The 18,256-nt window shown below is 64.0% G+C and carries 17 protein-coding genes; 7 read left to right on the top strand and 10 right to left on the bottom strand.

Translation table 11 applies throughout. The features are described 5' to 3' along the window. Window positions 1–48 precede the first annotated feature (48 nt). The 3 genes from AC07PQ_RS14895 to AC07PQ_RS14885 form a co-directional block, all read right to left on the bottom strand. Window positions 49–2,454 (bottom strand): autotransporter family protein, encoded by a 2,406-nt coding sequence (locus AC07PQ_RS14895; RefSeq protein WP_493185784.1) that lies wholly within the window; start codon window positions 2,452–2,454, stop codon window positions 49–51. Window positions 2,455–2,645: 191 nt separating this feature from the next. Further along, on the bottom strand, window positions 2,646–3,059 hold the full coding sequence (locus AC07PQ_RS14890) for a response regulator (RefSeq protein ID WP_007928714.1): 414 nt from the start codon (window positions 3,057–3,059) through the stop codon (window positions 2,646–2,648). Between the two features lie 68 nt (window positions 3,060–3,127). Further along, window positions 3,128–3,361, bottom strand: a complete 234-nt coding sequence (locus AC07PQ_RS14885) for a Flp family type IVb pilin (RefSeq protein WP_101336736.1) — start codon at window positions 3,359–3,361, stop codon at window positions 3,128–3,130. Window positions 3,362–3,683: 322 nt separating this feature from the next. On the opposite strand from AC07PQ_RS14885, the gene cpaB reads away from it, so the two are divergent. The 5 genes from cpaB (at window position 3,684) to AC07PQ_RS14860 (ending at window position 9,054) form a co-directional block, all read left to right on the top strand. Further along, window positions 3,684–4,622: a Flp pilus assembly protein CpaB gene (gene cpaB, locus AC07PQ_RS14880; RefSeq protein ID WP_493185783.1), complete on the top strand. Its 939-nt coding sequence runs from the start codon at window positions 3,684–3,686 to the stop codon at window positions 4,620–4,622. Window positions 4,623–4,797: 175 nt separating this feature from the next. Continuing rightward, window positions 4,798–5,988 (top strand): CpaE/TadZ family protein, encoded by a 1,191-nt coding sequence (locus AC07PQ_RS14875; RefSeq protein ID WP_087092537.1) that lies wholly within the window; start codon window positions 4,798–4,800, stop codon window positions 5,986–5,988. Next, window positions 5,985–7,259, top strand: coding sequence for a TadA family conjugal transfer-associated ATPase (locus AC07PQ_RS14870; protein ID WP_101336733.1), 1,275 nt, complete (start codon window positions 5,985–5,987; stop codon window positions 7,257–7,259). The genes AC07PQ_RS14875 and AC07PQ_RS14870 overlap by 4 nt, the downstream gene beginning before the upstream one ends. A gap of 18 nt (window positions 7,260–7,277) precedes the next feature. Next, the gene (locus tag AC07PQ_RS14865; protein WP_007928699.1) at window positions 7,278–8,162 is read left to right on the top strand and encodes a type II secretion system F family protein; all 885 of its coding nucleotides are present in this window, start codon (window positions 7,278–7,280) and stop codon (window positions 8,160–8,162) included. 1 nt (window position 8,163) lies between these two features. Continuing rightward, complete coding sequence (locus AC07PQ_RS14860) at window positions 8,164–9,054, top strand: type II secretion system F family protein (RefSeq protein WP_007928696.1); 891 nt, start codon at window positions 8,164–8,166, stop codon at window positions 9,052–9,054. A 69-nt stretch (window positions 9,055–9,123) separates the two neighbouring features. On the opposite strand, the gene AC07PQ_RS14855 is transcribed toward AC07PQ_RS14860, so the two are convergent. Next, window positions 9,124–9,912, bottom strand: coding sequence for a response regulator transcription factor (locus tag AC07PQ_RS14855; RefSeq protein ID WP_493185782.1), 789 nt, complete (start codon window positions 9,910–9,912; stop codon window positions 9,124–9,126). Between the two features lie 121 nt (window positions 9,913–10,033). Continuing rightward, window positions 10,034–10,504 (bottom strand): prepilin peptidase, encoded by a 471-nt coding sequence (locus tag AC07PQ_RS14850; protein ID WP_007928692.1) that lies wholly within the window; start codon window positions 10,502–10,504, stop codon window positions 10,034–10,036. Window positions 10,505–10,579: 75 nt separating this feature from the next. On the opposite strand from AC07PQ_RS14850, the gene AC07PQ_RS14845 reads away from it, so the two are divergent. Both AC07PQ_RS14845 and AC07PQ_RS14840 read left to right on the top strand, forming a co-directional pair. Continuing rightward, window positions 10,580–11,026 (top strand): TadE/TadG family type IV pilus assembly protein, encoded by a 447-nt coding sequence (locus AC07PQ_RS14845; protein WP_493185781.1) that lies wholly within the window; start codon window positions 10,580–10,582, stop codon window positions 11,024–11,026. Further along, window positions 11,023–13,791, top strand: coding sequence for an ATP-binding protein (locus AC07PQ_RS14840; protein WP_493185780.1), 2,769 nt, complete (start codon window positions 11,023–11,025; stop codon window positions 13,789–13,791). The genes AC07PQ_RS14845 and AC07PQ_RS14840 overlap by 4 nt, the downstream gene beginning before the upstream one ends. Here AC07PQ_RS14840 and AC07PQ_RS14835 read toward each other — a convergent pair. The 5 genes from AC07PQ_RS14835 to AC07PQ_RS14815 form a co-directional block, all read right to left on the bottom strand. Continuing rightward, window positions 13,776–15,701: a TadG family pilus assembly protein gene (locus tag AC07PQ_RS14835; protein ID WP_493185779.1), complete on the bottom strand. Its 1,926-nt coding sequence runs from the start codon at window positions 15,699–15,701 to the stop codon at window positions 13,776–13,778. The genes AC07PQ_RS14840 and AC07PQ_RS14835 overlap by 16 nt on opposite strands. A 157-nt stretch (window positions 15,702–15,858) precedes the next feature. Continuing rightward, window positions 15,859–16,416 (bottom strand): DUF4136 domain-containing protein, encoded by a 558-nt coding sequence (locus AC07PQ_RS14830; protein WP_007928685.1) that lies wholly within the window; start codon window positions 16,414–16,416, stop codon window positions 15,859–15,861. Window positions 16,417–16,538: 122 nt separating this feature from the next. Beyond that, on the bottom strand, window positions 16,539–17,150 hold the full coding sequence (locus tag AC07PQ_RS14825) for a DUF4136 domain-containing protein (protein ID WP_492571439.1): 612 nt from the start codon (window positions 17,148–17,150) through the stop codon (window positions 16,539–16,541). A 12-nt stretch (window positions 17,151–17,162) separates the two neighbouring features. Further along, window positions 17,163–17,912 (bottom strand): methyltransferase, encoded by a 750-nt coding sequence (locus tag AC07PQ_RS14820; RefSeq protein WP_493185778.1) that lies wholly within the window; start codon window positions 17,910–17,912, stop codon window positions 17,163–17,165. Further along, window positions 17,912–18,214, bottom strand: a complete 303-nt coding sequence (locus AC07PQ_RS14815; protein ID WP_016703781.1) for a MazG-like family protein — start codon at window positions 18,212–18,214, stop codon at window positions 17,912–17,914. The genes AC07PQ_RS14820 and AC07PQ_RS14815 overlap by 1 nt, the downstream gene beginning before the upstream one ends. Window positions 18,215–18,256: the final 42 nt, after the last annotated feature.

The following is an 18,256-nucleotide window of genomic DNA, read 5'->3' as shown; positions in this document are numbered from 1 at the left end:
AAACGAAAACGACCCGCTCCAAGGCGGGTCGTTGTGTTCAGGCGAGCATCAGAAGTCGTAGCGCACCTTGGCGGTGAAGGTGTCAGCAGAGAAGTCGGTCTTGGTCAGGTAGTTGTACGAACCGCCCAGGCTCCAGGCACCGACGCGATAGGTCGCGCCCAGACTCGTTTCATAACTGTCGCGTACCGGCGATGCGCCGCTGGTGGTGAATGGCGTGCCCCCCAGGACAAAGGTCGAGGTGGTGTTGGCCTTGTCAGCGATGAAGTCGTGCCAGGCCATGACCCTGGCTTCCGGCTCCAGGCTGCCCCGGCCCAGATCGAACGCGGCGGCCAGGCGCGCGCCAATGCCCAGCTCGCCCACTTCATAACGCTGGCTGGCGACATTCAAGGCCGCCGAGCTGCCTTTTTCGCGGTACGAATCGATCATCACGTTGGCGTAACGGGCACCGACCTGCGGTTCGAGCAGCAGGTGCCGGTCAAGGCGCAGGCTGTAGCCGGCCAGGGCATTGACGCCGAAGATTTCACTGTCGTAATCGCCTTTGGCGCGGGTGCCGGCGACGTAGCGTTTGGACTCGTTGTCGTTCCAGCCGTACATCAACGAAGCGTCGACGAAGAAGTTGTCGTGGGTCCAGTCGCCATACAGGGTCAGGGCATGGCCGGTGACATCGGTCTTGTTGCCAGAGGAAGACTTCACGTCGCTGTCCAGGTAGCTGTAGGCCAGGCCCAGTGTGGTATCGGCGTTGAGCTGGCCGTCGGCACCCACGGCAATCCCGTGGCTGTTGGCGTCATAACCCTCGACACCCTTGCGGCTGTCCTGGTCGGCGTCACTGGACAGCGCCTGGAGCCACACGCCCTTCTCGGCCAACACGTCGCCCGAAGACAAACCATTGCGAGCGCTGCTGGAGCGGTTGGTGATCACGTTGCTGACCAGATTCTGGCCGCTGGTGGCGGCATGAATCACGCCACGGCTGACGTCCGGGCCCAGGGTCTCGGAGAGCCTGGCCAGTTCGGCATCCGAGGAGGCGCTGGCAAAGGCGCGAAACACCGGATCGTTTTCATCGAGCCGTGTCATCAGGCTGTTCGACAACGGCTTGATGGCGTTCGCGGCGTTTTGCGAGCCGTCCGCCTGGATGATGTTCTCCTCGACCACCGCAGGGTTCTTGGTGGTGACCAGCGCCTTCAGGTCATTGCCTTCGATGCCGAAGCTTTTGACTTCCAGTAACGCGGACGACGACACCACATTGGCGTTCTGCGGCTCTTCCCAAGTGCCGGTGTTGATCAGGGTGTAGCGTGTGCCATCGGCTCCGGTGCGAAAATTGCTGGAGCGCGCCGCCAGTTCAATGCGGCTGCCTTCGCCGAAAGAAGTAGAGCCCGTGACCTTCAGGATCGGCGTCGTCGGGTTGGTATCGTTGTCCAGCAACAAGCGCAAGATGGCGGTCGAAGAGTCCAGGTCGAGCCCACCATCGATGGTGGTTTGCGGGCGCAGCAGGGTCAGGCGGCCGTCATCGATGTCCACATAACCGGCGCGAATGGTCGAGCCGTCGAAGCTCACCTCACCGCTGGCCAACACACCGGAAAGCCCAAGCAGATCACCCTTGACCTGCCCTCCCTGCCAGTAGAAATAAGTGTTTGGCTGATCGGCCCGGATCGCCGCGATGCCCCCTTCGATCAGGCCCTCGGTCTGGCTGATGGAAAACAGCACAGAAGGGTTGGCAAAGCTGACCACGTGTACGCCGATACCATCGGCGGCAATCGTGCCGCTGTTGACGATACCGTTGCTGACCCCGCCGTTGGAAACGGCATTTTCGATTTCGATGCCCTTGGCGCTCCGTCCACGAGCGGTGATGGTGCCGCGATTGTCGATGGTCGTTGCGCTGATGGCGCTGTCGCTGCCGATGCCGGTGGAGGTAGAGAACATCAACACGCCGTAGGCGCCCTCCCCCGTGACCGCAATCGTTCCGGTGTTGAGCACCTGGCCGGCGATGGTCGCCTGGTAGATATCCAGGCCGACGGCCCCCTCGGCCGCCACCGAAATATTGCCTTCGTTGATCAAGTCACCACCGATCTGGCTGCCGGAATGCAGGATACCGCTCGGCAAGGCAGACGCATCAAGGCCGTCGATCCGGACCGAACCGCGGTTGATGAAGTCGCCGGTAAAGGTCGAAGCGGTCGACGCCTGAGAAGCGAAGAACAACCCGGCCTGGGTCGAGCCGCTGCTGAAATTGACCGCCCCGTCATTGATAAAACCGCCCTGGACCGTCAACCCCCTGAAATCGGCGCCAGTGTTCTGCGACGTCCCGCTCAACCGCACATTGTCGAAGGTCTGCAGCGTGCTGTTCAAGGCACCGCCACCGAGGTCGTAGTTCAGGTCCGCCGCCATCGACGATGGCGCATGGGGCACGGCGGCGGCCACAGACAGCGCCAGCAGCGAGCGGCGCAGGAATGAAGTATTCAATGGGGATATCCCTTCCAGAAACGCGGACGACAGGTTTCAGCAGGCGCGCCGGTGTCTTTCAGGCATCCCTACCGGCTTGTCGGCAAACGCCCGGACAAGCGGCGGCAAATGTACAGGAGCCATCATTATGACACCATCGAAAAATCACACCGACGGCGACGAAAACCGGGCATCGGGAGGAGCGCGAAGGTTCAGGGATTGACCAGATGGATACGTGGCAGCGGGAACAGCGTGTTCAGGGTTTCCAGCAGGCGCACGTGATAGATGGGTTTGCGGAACAGGTCCAGCACTTGCAGGCGCAGCAGGTCGCTGACGTCATCCATGTCGGCATGCCCCGAGGTGACGATCACCGGCAGGTGCTGGCGGGAGGTGTGATCGCGCAGGCGCCTGATCAGCGACAGGCCACTCTCCTCCGGCATGCGCAGGTCGGTGATGACCAGCGCGATGTCCGGGTGTTGAGTGAGATGGGCCAGGGCGAGCTTGACCGAGGTCGCGGTGAAGCAGCAGAAGCCTTCACCTTCGAGCAATTCGGCGAGCTCGAGCAGAGCGTCCTCTTCATCGTCCACGAGAAGAAGCTGCTGGCGTGGAAACGAAGAGGAGCTCATGGGCAATACCTGAAAGTGACTGAATACCGATGGGTATCGACGCCTCGATAAAGCCTTGAGGACCGGTGTTACGGGGTACTAGGAGCAGCAGCGCTAGTGTCGCCCTCCAATGCCCCTTGCAGAGTCGTGAAGGTGGTGGTGATAGCGCTTGAAATGTCAGGTACGAATGCCGCGATGGCCACGGCCACCATACCGGCGATAAGCGCGTACTCGATCCCTGACGCGCCCTCGTTATTCTTGAGGAAACGCAGGAGCCGGGAGGCCAGAAGGGTGATCCATTGGGTAGCGAGAATGAAGAACATCTAGTTTCTCCTCAATGCATCGGGTGTTGCAGCGTTGCAACATGATTCCCCTGTGCCACCACAGCATTGTCAACAAACTTCCAGCCAACAACTGTAAGAACGAATTAATCATTAAGTATTAGCTCGTCTCTTTGACGTCAAAAAAAACGCGACATCGGACAGGGCACGGATGAGCCAAGTTATTTTCTCGACAGTAATGGCGTTTTGTTGCAGCTGTTCTACCTTCAAATAGCGAAATAGTTGCTTGTTCATAGCTGCCTGATTGCGAAATTGACTCATTGGATGTGCGAGTCGGTAATGCAGCGGGAAAGGGAGAGCCGTCATGAACAGTCGTATCACTATGGGGTTGGCTGGGGTGTTTCTGGTGGGGGCTCTCATTGCCGGTTACTGGGGTCTGGCATTGAGTCGCCGGCCCGCAGCGCAACCTGTAGCGCAGCCTTCCCCCGACGCCGTGCAAACCGTCACTGCTTCCGCCGAAGATGCGACTCGCCAGCCCGTCGCGGTGCTGGTACGCGACATACCTCCGTTCGTTCCCATCAAGGCCGGCGATGTCACGCTGGAGCGGCTGCGCACCGCGCCCGCCGGCAGCCTCAAAAGCCTCGATCAAGTCATCGGACGCACGCCATGGCGGGCGTTGCCGGCGGGGACCTGGCTGAGCGAGGAAAGCTTCGAAGCCGGGGGCAGCGTGGCCCGCATGATCCGTGCCGACGAGCGCGCCCTGGCCGTCGCGGTAGACGAAGTCATCGGCGCCAGCGGGCAACTGAGCCCTGGCGACTACGTCGATGTGCTGCTGTTCCTGCGCCAGGACAGCAACAACCTGCTGCCCTCGGCCCAGGTCGTGGTGCCGGCCCTGCGGGTGCTGGGCATTGGCGAGCAACTGGGCCTGACCAACGATGGCAAGCCGGGCTCGCCGCCCGCCAGTGCCGAGGAAAAACTCAAACAGGATCAGCGTCGCCTGAACGCGCGCAGCGTGTTGCTGGCCGTCCCGGAACCCTTGCTGAGCCGCTTGATGCTCGCGGCTCAAGCCGGCGTTCTGCGCCTGGCGGTACGCAGCGCCGACGAGAAGCGCCTGGCACATTACTGGGCCGGCGAAAAAAGCGCGTCGAAGCATCTGCAAAACGCCGACAGATCCTTGATCCAGTTCAACCAGTTGGCCCTGTCCACCCCCTCCCCCTCCACCACCAGAACGTTCGACGCCACATCGCGTCGCGCCCAGATAGAAGTCATACGCGGCATCGAAGCGAGCCAACAAACACCCTGATCATGCAAGGACACCTCTTCATGTCCAATGATTCCCAGCCCCTGTTCAAAGGCCTGATCCGACCCCTGATGTCGAGCGGTGTACCTGCCGGGGGCGACGCCCCGCTGCGTACGCACGACCCGAACGGGTACTCCCTGGAAAACCGCAACTTCAATCAACGCAGTGGGCTATCGCAATGAGTCAGAACCTGAGCCAGACCTTCCTCGCGATCACCCGCAACGGCACCGACCTGGAATGGCTGCAAGGCGCCCTGGCGCCACTCGGGCAGGTGGTCAGCGCTGGCAGCGGCAGCCTCGACGAATTGCTGGCGCTGGTGGATGTGACATTCGCCAGCCTGGTCTTCGTCGGCCTCGATCGCGAGCATGTAGTCACCCAGTCGGCGTTGATCGAGGGCGCGCTGGAGGCCAAGCCGATGCTGGCCATCGTCGCCCTGGGCGACGGCATGGACAACCAACTGGTACTCAACGCCATGCGCGCCGGGGCCCGCGACTTCGTGGCCTACGGCTCGCGCTCCAGTGAAGTGGCCGGCCTGGTACGGCGCCTGAGCAAACGCCTGCCCCAGGTCACGCCGAGCACCCAGCTCGGCGGCCTGACCGTGCTCTACGGCACCCAGAGCGATGCCGATGGCGCCTTGCTCGCCAGCCATCTGGCGCTGGTGGTGCAGAAGAGCGGCCAGCAGACCCTGTTGCTCGACCTCGGCCTGCCGCGCGGCGACAGCCTGGCGCTGCTGGGGCTGGAAAGCTCGTTCCACTTCGGCGATGCCTTGCGCCATCTGCGGCGCCTGGATGCGACCCTGATCGACAGTGCCTTCACCAGCACTGAAGCCGGGCTGCGGATCCTGGCCTATGCCGGCCATGACGAGCCGCTGGAGCGCACCAGCGCCGCCGAGTTGTACATGCTGCTCAGCGCCCTGCGCCAGCACTTCCAGCACATCGTGGTGAACCTCACCGGACAACCGGACAGCGAAGCCCTGCGCACCTTCGTCGGCCATTGCGACAAATTGCTCTGGTACACCGACCAGAGCGTGCTCGACTGCCGCCGCAACCTAGCGGTGCTCAACCTCTGGCGCGAAAAAGGCATGAAGCTGGAACACGCCCGCCTGCTGGTCGACCGCTACCTGCGCGGGGTCGCTCCGGATGCGGAAACCCTGGGCAAGACCTTTGCCCTGGAAGTGATCGCGGTCCTGGCCTATAGCCCCGAGGTACGCCTCAACGCGAAAAACCAGGGCGTCACGCTGTTCGAACTGGCCCCCCGCGAAGGCCTGACCCAAGCCCTGAAGACCCTCGGCGAGCGCCTGGCCAGACGCTCCCAAGGGCTGCCCACGGCGAAGCCCGGCTGGTTCGAGCGCCTCAGGGGAAGTCGATGAGCAGAGAAAAACTTTTCGGCGCCCAGTCCCACAGCCCGGTCGGCAACACCGATCACGAGGGTTTGAAACTGGTGCTGCATCGCTATGTCATCGACGCCATCGAAGAGTCGGGGAAAAACCTGTTGGAAGGTTCGCGCCAGGCTCTGGCGCACTTCATTACCGACAAGGTGGCCGAATACATCTCGCGCCTGCACCTGGCGATCTCCCGCTATGAAATGGAGCGCCTGGCCGAAGAACTGGTGGACGAGCTCACCGGTTTCGGCCCACTGGAAGTCTTGCTGCGCGATCCGGCGGTGACCGAGATCCTGGTCAACGGCCCGCACCGGGTGTTCGTCGAGCGCGATGGCGTGCTGCACCAGAGCGACCTGCGTTTCATCGACGCGCACCATGTGGAGCGGGTCATGCAACGCATCCTCGCGCCCCTGGGCCGACGCCTCGACGAGTCCTCGCCCATGGTCGATGCACGGATGCCCGACGGCAGCCGGGTCAACGCGATCATCCCGCCGATCGCCCTCGATGGCCCTTGCCTGTCGATCCGCAAATTCCGCAAGGACATGCTCAAGAGCAGCGACCTGATGGCCATGCAGACTATCGACCAGGCGATCTTCGAATTCGTCCAGGAAGCCGTGGGCAAGCGTTGCAACATCCTGATCAGCGGCGGCACCGGCACCGGCAAGACCACCCTGCTGAATATCCTCAGCCAGTTGATCAACCCTCACGAACGGCTGGTGACCATCGAGGACGTGGCCGAACTGCAACTGGGCCATCCCCATGTGGTGCGCCTGGAAACCCGTCCGCCGAACGCCGAAGGCCATGGCGAGGTCAAGGCCAGCGACCTGATCCGCAACGCCCTGCGCATGCGCCCGGACCGGATCATCCTCGGCGAGATCCGTGGCGTCGAAGTGCTCGATGTGCTGACGGCGATGAACACCGGCCACGACGGTTCCATGAGCACCGTGCACGCCAACAATGCCCAGGATGCCCTGCTGCGCCTGGAAACCCTGGTGGGCCTGACCGGGCGCCAGGTGGCCGAACGCACCCTGCGGCAGATGATCTGCGCGGCCCTGGACGTGGTGATTCAGCTGACGCGCCTGCCCGATGGCCGGCGCTGCGTCAGCGAAGTGGTGGAAGTGGTCGGCGTACGCGAAAACATCTACGTCACCAACACCCTGTTCCGTCTGAACCGACGTAGCGGTTTCGGCTTTCTGCGCGAAGCGGCCAACCCCGCTGGCGACAAGCTGCGACGCGACGCCGACTTGCCCGTCAACTGAGCCAGGGAGCGCCACCGCATGTTAGGTCCCGTGCTGCTTGCCCTCCTGTGCCTGACCCTGCTGGGGCTGTCGGGCTGGATGTTCTACAGCGGCCTGCGCCAGGCCCGCACCGCCCGGGTGCTCGACCGCCTGGCCCAGGGGCAACCGCAACCAAGCGAGGAAAAGACCTCGTGGAACCGGCTCGAAAGGGCCTTTCTGCGTGCGGGCCTCGGTCGTCCCACCGAACGCCTGGGGCTATGGCTGGTGGTCTGGGCCCTGGGCTGCATGCTCGGGTATGGGCTGGGCAAGTGGCCGGGGCTGCTCGCCCTGCTCGTCGCACCGCCTGTGCTGCTGCGCCTGTATATCAGCTGGCTGTACCGGCGGCGCCTCAAGCGCATGATCGAACAGCTGCCGCCATTGCTCGACCATGCCGTGCGCAGCCTCAAGTCGGGACGCACCCTGGCCGACGCGGTGCTGGGCGGCATCGAGGCCGCCGACAATCCGTTGCAGCACGCCATGGGCCGGGTCCAGCGCAATGTGCAGCTGGGGGTCAACCTGCCGGATGCGGTGGCGGACTTCGCCGAACTGTACGAGCGCGATGAACTGCGCCTGTTCGCCCTGGGGCTCAAGGTCAACCACCGCTATGGCGGCAATGCCAGCGAGCTGCTGGAAAACCTGATCAAGCTGATCCGCGAACGCGACCAGGCCGCCCGGCAACTGCGCGCGATGACCGGCGAAACCCGTATCACGGCGATGGTCCTCGCGGCCCTGCCGGTGTCATTGGCCGGCTATTTCCTGATAGCCAACCCGACCTACCTGATGAGCATGTGGAACCAGAGCGGCGGCCGGATGATGCTGCTGGCCGCCTTCGGTTTGCAGGTCATCGGCTGCGCGCTGCTGTGGCGCATGCTGCGGAGTGTTTGACATGACGGCCTTGCTGATCAGTGCACTGTTGTTTCTCGCGGCCATGCTGCTGGTGCTGGGCAGCTTGCTGGAACAGCGTCGGCGAACGCGCCAGGTGACCGAGCGCCTGCAGGGGCACCTGGCGCGCGACAACACTCTCGGCAACTGGCTGCACGTGCTGGGCGACAGCAAGGTCGGCCAGCACGCGGTCAGGCTCGACAATGAAACCCAGTTGCTGCTCAACCGCCTGGGCTGGCGCAGCGCGCGGCAACGCTCGCTGTTCGCCGCCTGCCAGATCGGCGCACCGATTCTCGCCCTGGGCCTGACCCTGGTGATCCAGGCAGTGTTTTTCCCGGCGGCGAAAAACCACTGGGTCGCCCCGCTGTTCGCCCTGAGCCTCGGTTACCTGTTGCCCAAGCGTCTGTTGGCCATGGCCGCCAGCAGGCGGCAGAAACAACTGGCGGTCGATATCTCCACCTTCATTCCCCTGGTGCGCATCCTGTTCGAGTCAGGCATGGCGGTGGAACAGGCCCTGCGGGTGTTGAGCAAGGACGCGCAGAAACTGCTGCCGGCCCTGACCCAGGAATTGCGCATGGTGCTGGCCCGGGTGGATTCCGGCCTGGAACTGGGGGACGAACTGAACAAGTCCGCGCGGCTGCTGGCCGTCGATGAGTTCACCGACACCTGCGTGATCCTGCAACAGCTGATTTACCAGGGCGGTGGGGCGATGAAGTCGTTGCAGTCGCTCAAGCTGCTGCTCGATGAGCGGCGCCTGACGCGCCTGCAGGAATACATCTCGAAGATGTCGGCGAAAATGTCCGTCGTGATGATGCTGTTTCTCTTTCCGGCGTTACTGATCGTCCTGGCCGGCCCTGGCGTCAGCGCCATTGCCCGGGCTTTCGCCCACCAATAGAAGGATGCAGCGGCCTGCATGCGCAGCACACCCTCGCGACCGTCGGGGGGTGCTGCACATGGGGAGTAATCAGTGGGCGGTCACGCGCTGGCGCAACCCCGAGTTGCTCGGTGCCAGCGCCAATGCCAGTTGGGTACGGTTGTGCATATGGGTCAGGCGCAGCACCTGGGACACGTAGAGCTTCACGGTGTTTTCCGTGATCCCCAGTTCACAGGCGATCTGGTAGTTGGTCTGCCCCTTGCCTACCAGGCGGGCCACATCCAGTTGCCGGGGCGACAGCTGATTGAAGATCGCCGGGATTTCGATCTGCTCCGCCTCGCCGCCCTGGTCCGACGCCTGCGTCGTCTGTGGCGCGAGTGGCGCGCGACGTACTTTGTCCAGATCCTGGTAAAGATCGTCAATGGATTCGGAAAGGAACTGCAGCTTCTGGTTCAGGTGCCCCAGCTGCAGGTTTTTCTGCCGCTCCTGCAACGCTTCCTCCTGGCGTTGCAGACCGGCCAGCAGCTCATCGAGGTCGATCGGTTTCTGGTAGTAATCGGCGATGCCGGCGCGCAAGGCCTTGATCACATCCTGCTTGTCGGCCTGGCCGGTGAGCATGATGGCCTCGAAGACCCGATGCTTGCCGGCGAGACGCTGCAGCTCCTGCACCAACTGGATGCCATCGAGATCGGGCATGTGCAGGTCGCACAGTACCAGGCCGATTTCGGCATCTTCATTGAACTGCTGGATCGCCTGGCGGCTGGACTCACAAGGGACGCAGCGATAACCGCTGCCTTCAAGAAACTCGCAAAGCTCTTCGACTATCAACGGCTGGTCGTCGACCACGAGTACTTTGATGCGGGATATAAGCTTGTTCACGCGCAACTCCATGCCTGGCAAGCCCAAGACGAATGTTCCTGCCCTGCCGCGTCTACTTCGGGCAGGTACAGAATAAACGTAGACTACTTTCCGACTATGTACATAGAGATAGGCGGCACGACTAGTGGGCCCACAGCAGGGTCAGGGCCATGCCGACCAGGACGAAAGGGGCAAAGGCGTACTTTTGCCCCTGCCGCGGATCGAGGTATCGCAAGGACCTTGCCAGCGGTTGGTCGGCCGCGGGCAACAGCCTGGGCGCGAGCAACCACCATAGGCCGCTGGCCAACGCGGCACCGATGAAGGTACCCAGCAGGTGCAGGGGGTCGGATGCCAGTCCCAGTGCCGCCAGGAGCTTCACGTCGCCGCCGCCCATCCGGCCCAGCACATAGCCCGGCACGGTCAGCAGCAACGCCAGCAACAGCGCCTTGCCCCCCTGCACCGCGTCGGCGCCCAGCCAGGTGTTGCCGGCCCACAGCAAGTACCCCAGCGCCAGCAGCGCGCCCCCCAGGGTCAAGCCGTTGGCGAGATGACGCTGGCGGATATCCTGCACCGCGCACAGCCCCAGCCAAGCCAATAGAATCCAATGCTGCATCGGTTAAAAAACATCCCTTCTGGCTGAATGATTCTATGCTGACATGACCTACTAGCAGTCAGGGTAGACGCCGCCGTGAAAGTCGACCTGCCAGAAAAACAAAAAGGTGCCGTGGCCATCGAGTTCGCCATGGTCTTCATCATTTTTTTCGCCGTGTTTTATGCCCTGGTCAGCTACAGCGTGCCGCTTCTGATGGTGCAGTCCTTCAATAAGGCCACTGCCGAAGCGGTGCGGCGCAGCGTCGCCCTGGACCCCGCCACGCCCGGCTATGACGCCGCCCTGATAGCACGCGCGAAGAACACCTTGCGCGAGCAACTGACCTGGATTCCACAGGCCTTCAACTTCAATGCCAACAACGCCAGCGATGCCACCGTGACTTATGCGGGTGGCCTGCTCACGGTCCGTGTCCACTACTCCACCGACAAGCTCAGACAGGTCATCCCCTTCCTGGTGCTGCCGGGCCTGGGCAGCGTGCCCGCACTGCCCGTGAACCTCAGCGCCCAGTCGAGTCTGCAATTTTGAGCTCGGGCGACAAACTCCTCGGGCGCTTTCTCGGCCGGACGACGCCCCAGGCGCTTCCTCCCGCGCCGCCCCTGGCCACGCCCGGGGTCGGCCTGCTGGTGCACCTGGACCACAACGCCCAGGTGCTGCAAATGACCGGCCCGCTGCGCCACGCCCTGGCCCAGCCGCCGGCCGCCGAAGGGCCGGCGCCGCTGCTGGGCTACCTGCTGGCGCACAGCGCGCTGAGTGTCGAAGGCAGCCCTGGCGACTGGCAAGGACAGGTGCTCGACCTGGACTTCCATGGCGCCGGCGGGCAAACCCTGCACCTGCGCGGCTGGGTGCAACCGTCCACCCAAGGCTGGCTCCTGCACCTGCTGGACATCGGCGACCTGTTGCTGGAACGCCAGCAGGCGCAGCAACGCCAGGACTGCCAGCAGTTCGCCGCGCAGATCAGCGAACAGCTGCGCCTGTGCAGCCTCTTTCGCCTGCCCGAGGTGCTGCATGAGCAACTCCATGCCCTGGCCCAGCACTGGCATATCCCCTGCCTCGCCCTGGCGCTGCTCGACGACCTGGAACAGGGCTGGTACATCCATGGCCTGTATCAGGCCGCCGATGCACCGCAGCTGTGGCACAAGGGCCAGGTCCTGGGCACCGGGCTGGACAGCCTGAACGGCAATGCCCCGCAGTCGCTGATCTTCACTCAAGGCCTTGGCGAGCATCCGCGCCTGCAACGTGCGTTCGGCAGCAGCGAGGGCTTTGTCGTGCCCTTTCGCGACGATCACGGTGTCGCGGCCTGGCTGCTCTGCGGCTTCTACCCGGTACGCCAGCAGGCACCGCAGTTGAGCGAACGGGACTGGCTGCAATTGAGTGCCGCCCTGGCCGGGCCCTTGCTCGGACGCTTGCGCGAACAGCAGCACCATCACCAGCTGGAGCGCCTGGAGGCCTTGCAAGGTTTGCTCGGCACCGGTTGGTGGGAGTTGTTCGCGCAGGACAACGAGATCCAGCTGGCACCGCAGCTGGCCCTCAACCTGCTGCTGGAACCCCAGACCCGGCGCTTGTCGCTGCAGGCCTGGCTGGCCCTGATCCACCCCGCCGATCGCCAGGAACTGAGCAGCCGCCTGCAAGAGTTGCGACAGGGCAAACCGCTGCTGCTCTGCGTACGGTTGCAGCGGGCCGACCCGCAGTTGCCGGCCATCTGGTACCGCCTGCAGGGGCAAGCCCTGGGCATTGGCCAGAACCAGCGCTTCGTCGGTTTCATGCTGGACATCAGCGACATCAAGAATCAGGAGCAGCAGGCGGCCGCGGCCCACGCCCGGCTGGACAACCTGATCGCCCATTCGCCAGCAGTGATCTATGTCCAGCGCTATGTCGAGGGTGCGCTGCAGCCGACGTTTTTCAGCGACAGCCTGCAGCCGTTGCTCGGCTGGACCCTGAACGACTGCAACGACGGCGCCCTGGCGGAACGGGTGCATGCCGACGACCGCGACCGCTACTTCGAGCGCAACCGGCAATTGCTGCGCGAAGGCGCGGTGCGCAGCCGCTACCGCCTGCTAGACAGCCGTGGCGAATACCACTGGGTGCTCGACGAGGCCAGGCTGCTGCGCGACGACCTGGGCATGCCGGTCGAAGCCGTCGGCCTGTGGCTGGACGTCACCGACGCCACCCTGGCCGCCGAGCAGATACGACTCAGCGAGGAGCGCTACCGGATCCTGGTGGAAGACTCCCCGGCGATGATCTGCCGCTACCTGCCCGACCTGACCCTGACCTTCGGCAACCGGCCCCTGGCGACCTACCTGGAATGCCCGCCCGAACAACTGGCCGGAGCCAACCTCGCTGACTGGCTGTCCGCCGAACAACACGCCGCCTTCGTGCAACGCATCCGCCAGCTGACCCCGGAATTTCCGGTCAGCACCGCGGAAATCAACCTGCAACTGCCGGGGCGCGAACATGCCTGGTGGGTCTGGTCCGACCGCGGGGTGTTCGACGAGCAAGGACGCCTGCGGGAGATCCAGGCCGTCGGCCGCGACAACACCGAAGTCCGGCGCTCCCAGCTGCAACTCATGCAAAGCGCGAAGATGGCCACCCTGGGCGAAATGGCCACCGGGCTGGCCCATGAAATCAACCAGCCGCTGAATGTGATGCGCATGGCCATCGTCAACGTGCTCAAGCGCCTGAACAACGGCGACGTGCAACTCGACTACCTGCAGGACAAGCTCAAGCGCATCGATGCCCAGGTCCAGCGGGCCGGTCGGGTGGTGGACCATATGCGGGTGTTTGGCCGCAGCTCGGAGATCGAGCAACAACCTTTCGATCCGGCCCAGGCCGTGGAAGGCTGCCTGTCGCTGCTGGCCGACGGCATGCGCGGCAAAGGCGTTGAATTGCGTGTCACGCCAATCGACTTCAACGTGCAGGTGCGGGGCCATGTCGATCAGCTTGAGCAAGTCTTGATCAACCTGCTGGTCAATGCCCGGGATGCGCTGCTCGGCCGGCGCGAGCAGGATCCGGACTTGCGGCCCTGGATCGCCATACGCGCCGAATATGACCCGCAGCGGGTGCGGCTGCTGGTCGAAGACAATGCCGGCGGCATCGACCCGCGCCTGCTGGGGCGCATCTTCGAGCCGTTCTTTACCACCAAGCCGGTCGGCGTGGGCACCGGCCTGGGGCTCTCGGTGAGCTACGGCATAGTCGAGAACATGGGCGGGCGCCTGAGCATGAGCAATACCGGCGAAGGCGCCTGCTTCTGCATCGACCTGCCGTTGGTACAGACCGATCAGATCACCAGATAGGCCCGGCCGGTTTGGCCGCAGGTGAGGTTGGCGCCCACCTCGACCTTGCTCAGATCGATGCCCAACACCGCCAGGACATTGTTCAGCAATGGGTCCAGCAACGGGCCGAGCAAGGCGCCGATAGCGGTGGCCAGCAGGCCGACTACGGTGTTCAACGCCGACAGCAAGGTATTGAGCACCACCCCGAGCAGGCTGCCGATGCTGGGCGGATGCTGAATCAGAGTGATGCCGGTCAGCGACGCGCGCAGGCTGCTGACCACATTGGAGGCGGTCACGCTGTGCCAATCGTCGTCCGCCAGTTCCTGCTTCATTTTCGGCGGATTGACGAAGGTGAAATTCGGCTCGTGGGTGCCGGCAATCGAGGTGTCAATCATCAACTCGCTGCCGCCGCCGGCAAACGAGACGCGCGCGCCACAGGGGCCAAGCAGCCCCTGGCAGGTCCTCGCGCCGATATCCACCAGCGGCAACGGGCTCACGCTGACTTGAGCGGTCGAAGACGCCCAGTTGCTGGCGTCCACTCGACCGACCTTGAGCTTGACCGCGGAGGTGGTGGTGTCGACGGAAAGACTGTTGTCGCTGTCGCTGACGCAGGTATAGCCGGTGACATGACTGTCGCCGGCCGCCACTTCGAGGCTGACATCCAGGTTCGCGCCGTTCGGCAGGATCAGCAGGTCGGTCTTTACGCAGGAGCCGCCGAGCACACAGCTGAGATTGGCGCTGAGGGCTATATTGAGCGTATCCACCAACGGCTTCAGCAGAGCATTCACCGCCTGCAGCACACTGTTGATCAGCGAGAGATCCACCGTCAGCAACGCCCGCACCTGAGCGGTACGTACATAGATGCGATTGGGTCCCAGCGGGTCGACGGCGGCCAGTTCCGGGTTGCCGATGGCGAACTCGGGAGGTGAAACGATCTTGACCCGGGTGGTGACGCCCGCCAGCCCCAACACACTCACCGGCAGCTCGACGGCCGCGGCGCTCTGGCTGCTGGCCAGTTGCAGGAACGCCTCGACCAGGCTCAGCAATTGGACGCTGGCATCCAGCCCGGAGTCCGCGGTGCCGGTCTGCAACTTCAACAGGTCACCCAGTTTCACCGGGGCCGTATTGATGGCTGCAGCCTTGATGCTGCCCAGGGCCGTCAGGACCTCGGCGGTGGCGCCGTTCTTCTGGGCCACGCTGATGCTGGTCTGGAGCAGTTGGGTGACGTCGGTATCGACGTCGAGCAGTTCGCTGTAGTTTCCGGCGCTCACATTCAGGTCGACGGCCAACTGCTTCAGGTAACCGAGCAGGCTGATGTCGGTATCGACCAGGCCCTGCCAACCGAGCAGGCTGACATTGATCGCGCTACCCGCGAGGCCGCTGAGGGCGCCGTTCAACAGATTGAGGTCGACCAGCGTGCTGCGAATCGTCAATTGCGCCAGCGGTGGCTTGGGTTGAGCCGCTACCGCCGTGGCACTTAACGAGGTCGTGGTGCTGACGGGATTGTCGGAAAACAGATTGGTTACGCCGAGGGCGATGCTGGTGGGCACCGCTTCACTGACCACCACTCGGATGGCGCTGGCCTGGCTGGCGTTGGGGCTGAAGGTGCGCAGGTTGTCGGCACCGGTCTGCAGCAAGCCACAGGTGGCTGTCAGCGGTCTGTCGTCTCCCACCGCAAAGCCGTTGCGCGCCGCGCTTTCTCTTGCAAATACCGCCGCGCTGCCCCCCGCCAGGCAATTGCCACCCCGCGCCACCGCCTCCAGCGCGGCGTTATCGGCCACCCGCTGCAACTCACGCTGATCCAGGTACAGGCGCCCGCTGTCGACCACCACCAGGGTGCACAACACCGCCGTGCTCAGCGCCAGCGCCCCTATCAGACCAATAGCGCCACGCTGCCGAGCCGGTCCGGAAAACTGCGTGCGGGAAAACATGGAGCACTCCTTTGCCGGCGCACCGCCGGGCGCAACCTCCGCTGGGTGAAAGGAGTGTAGTCAAGGCTGGAATACAACGCTGGCGACTTGCCAGCGCTGTGTTTGGGCATGGGGCAAGGGCCCGTGCAGCCCTCGCCCCGTGGTGGAATGCAGCAACTTACCTGGGCGGATAGTTCGCCAGGATCCGGCCGACGGTCTCCCTGATCGCCGTGCTGCGATCGGCGGGGTTCGGCGTGCTGCTGAGTATCTGCTCGTCGCTGCCGCGCCACACCAGCTTGCCGTCCTTGCCATCGAGCAGGTCGATCTGGATGGTGGCGACCTTGTAGGTGATGTTGCGGGTTTCGTTGTACATCGGCGCGCCCCAGTAGCCATTCCACGGGCCACCCCAGCCGCCGCCGTAATTGGTGGTGACCTGTTGCTGGCGGTTCTCGACGATCAGGTAGGTCTGGACGTTGAGATCGGCCTTTTTGCCCGCCGCGGCTGGACGCAGGCCGCGCTGGTCGAGCTGATCGCTGACGGCCTGGCGGATGCGCTGCTCGGTGAGGTCGCTCTTGATCCGCGGATCGTCTGGGCGGTATTGCAGGGCGGGTTCCTTGAAGCTCCAGCTGCGATAGGCCGCGAAGTCGCGGCTGGCGTCGAAGTCATGGTTGACCTGGTTGGCGGCGCAGGCGCTGAGCAGCGCGGCCAGGGCCAGTAAAGCAAGAGGGCGGAACATGATGTTTCTCCAGAAGAGCAAATGCACCTGAAGGGATGTCGCTAGGGTCTGTACGAAAGTCGGCGAGCGAAGGTCAGGCAAGCCTGCTTTAACCCAGCCCAGCGTGCAGCTTCGTACGGAGCCTAACTAGGAGGATACGCCGCCATGGCCTTTTCCACAGCCTCGCGCAGCGCATCGGCGCGCTCGCTCAGGCTGCCCTGGCTCGAGGTTTCCGCGCTGGCGCTCCACACCGGCTGGCCACTGCTAGCGTCGAACAGGTTGACCCGTACCACCACGACTTCCACCTCGTAGGTACGCACCACCGGCACTGTGTTGTACATGCCGTAGCCGGGGCCGTAGCGGTTGTAGCCATATCCTCCGTAACCGTAACCATAGTCGTCCTGCACCTGGCGCAGGCGTTTTTCCAGGTGCAGGTCGGCGCTGACCCACAGGTCCGCCGGACGGTTGTCGTGCAGCGGGCGCAGGCCGCGCTGGTCGAGAGCGTTGCTGACCGCCTCGACGACCTGCGCCGAATCGGCCCAGGCCGAGCCATTGGGCAGGCGCCCGTTGCGCCAGGCCCAACTGCGATAGCGCCCATAGTCGCGCTGGGGCGCGGGGTAGGCGCTGCGGTCGAAGGTCCCGGCCGCCTGTGGCGGCGCCGGCGGCAGTGGATTGGAACTGGCGACATAGGGGTTGGGGCTCTGGCAGGCCGCCAGCCCCAGGCACAGCACAAGCAAACCAGCGTGGCGTTTCATTTCGAGCTCCGCTCAGACCGGACGACAAATCCAGTGCAGGTAACGCCCAAGCCCGGCAAAGCTTGGGTGACGACGATGGGCCAATTCCATTTCCAACAGGTCCAGCAACTCGGCGCGGGCCTGGAATTCCACCGGCATGTAGTCATGGAAAACCCGCACCCCGCTCTGGGTTTCGACCCGCCACAAGCCGTCGAGTTGCGCCGCCAGTTCCCGCGGATCGAGGGGCTGTTGCGGGGTCAGGCTCTGCTTCTCGCCGGCCATGTCGTTCTTGCGCATCTTGCGAAAGTGGCCCTTGAGCAGGTTGCGATAGATCAGCGCATCGCGGTTATAGAACGCCAGCGACAGCCAGCCGTCCTGGGTGGTCAGTTGATGCAGCACCGGCAGGATCGCGTGGGGCTCGGCCAGCCATTCCAGCACCGCATGGCACAGCACCAGGTCATAGGGTTCGGTGAGCTGGCCCAGCAGGTCCTGCCAGGGCGCCTGGATAAAGGTCGCCTGTTGGCCGGCCTCGGCGAAGCGCTGGCGGGCACCCTCGAGCATCGGTACGGCCGGTTCGGCCAGGGTCACCTGATGGCCACGCTGGGCCAGCCACAGCGACATATGCCCCAGCCCGGCGCCGATATCCAGCACCCGCAGCGGGCGGTCCGGCAAGGCTTCGGCCAGGTCGGCCTGGAGCACCGCCAGGCGGATCGCGCCCTTGGCGCCGCCGTAGATCTTTTCGGCAAAACGGGTCGCCAACTGGTCGAAATGACGGTCGCTCATCAGCTGAACCGCCGTTCGCTGTCGGCCAGCTTGCTGCGCACCACCTGCTCCAGGTCCAGGCCCAGTTCGCTGCACAGCAGCAACAGGTAGAGCACAATGTCACCGACTTCCTGGCCGGCATGGGCCAGCTTGTCGGCCGGCAGTTGCCGCGACTGGTCTTCGCTCAGCCACTGGAAGATTTCCACCAGCTCGGCCATCTCCACACTGGCGGCCATGGCGAGGTTCTTCGGGCTGTGAAATGGCCGCCAGTCATTGCGGTCGCGAATGGCGTGCAGGCGTTGGGTCAGTTCGTCTAGGTTCATCGGGGTCTCCTGAAGGCGTATAGCTTCGGGGGGATGGCGGAT

The sequence above is a fragment of the Pseudomonas sp. GW821-FHT09E12 genome (genome assembly GCF_059416085.1).
This window is presented reverse-complemented; position numbering and strand designations above follow the sequence as displayed.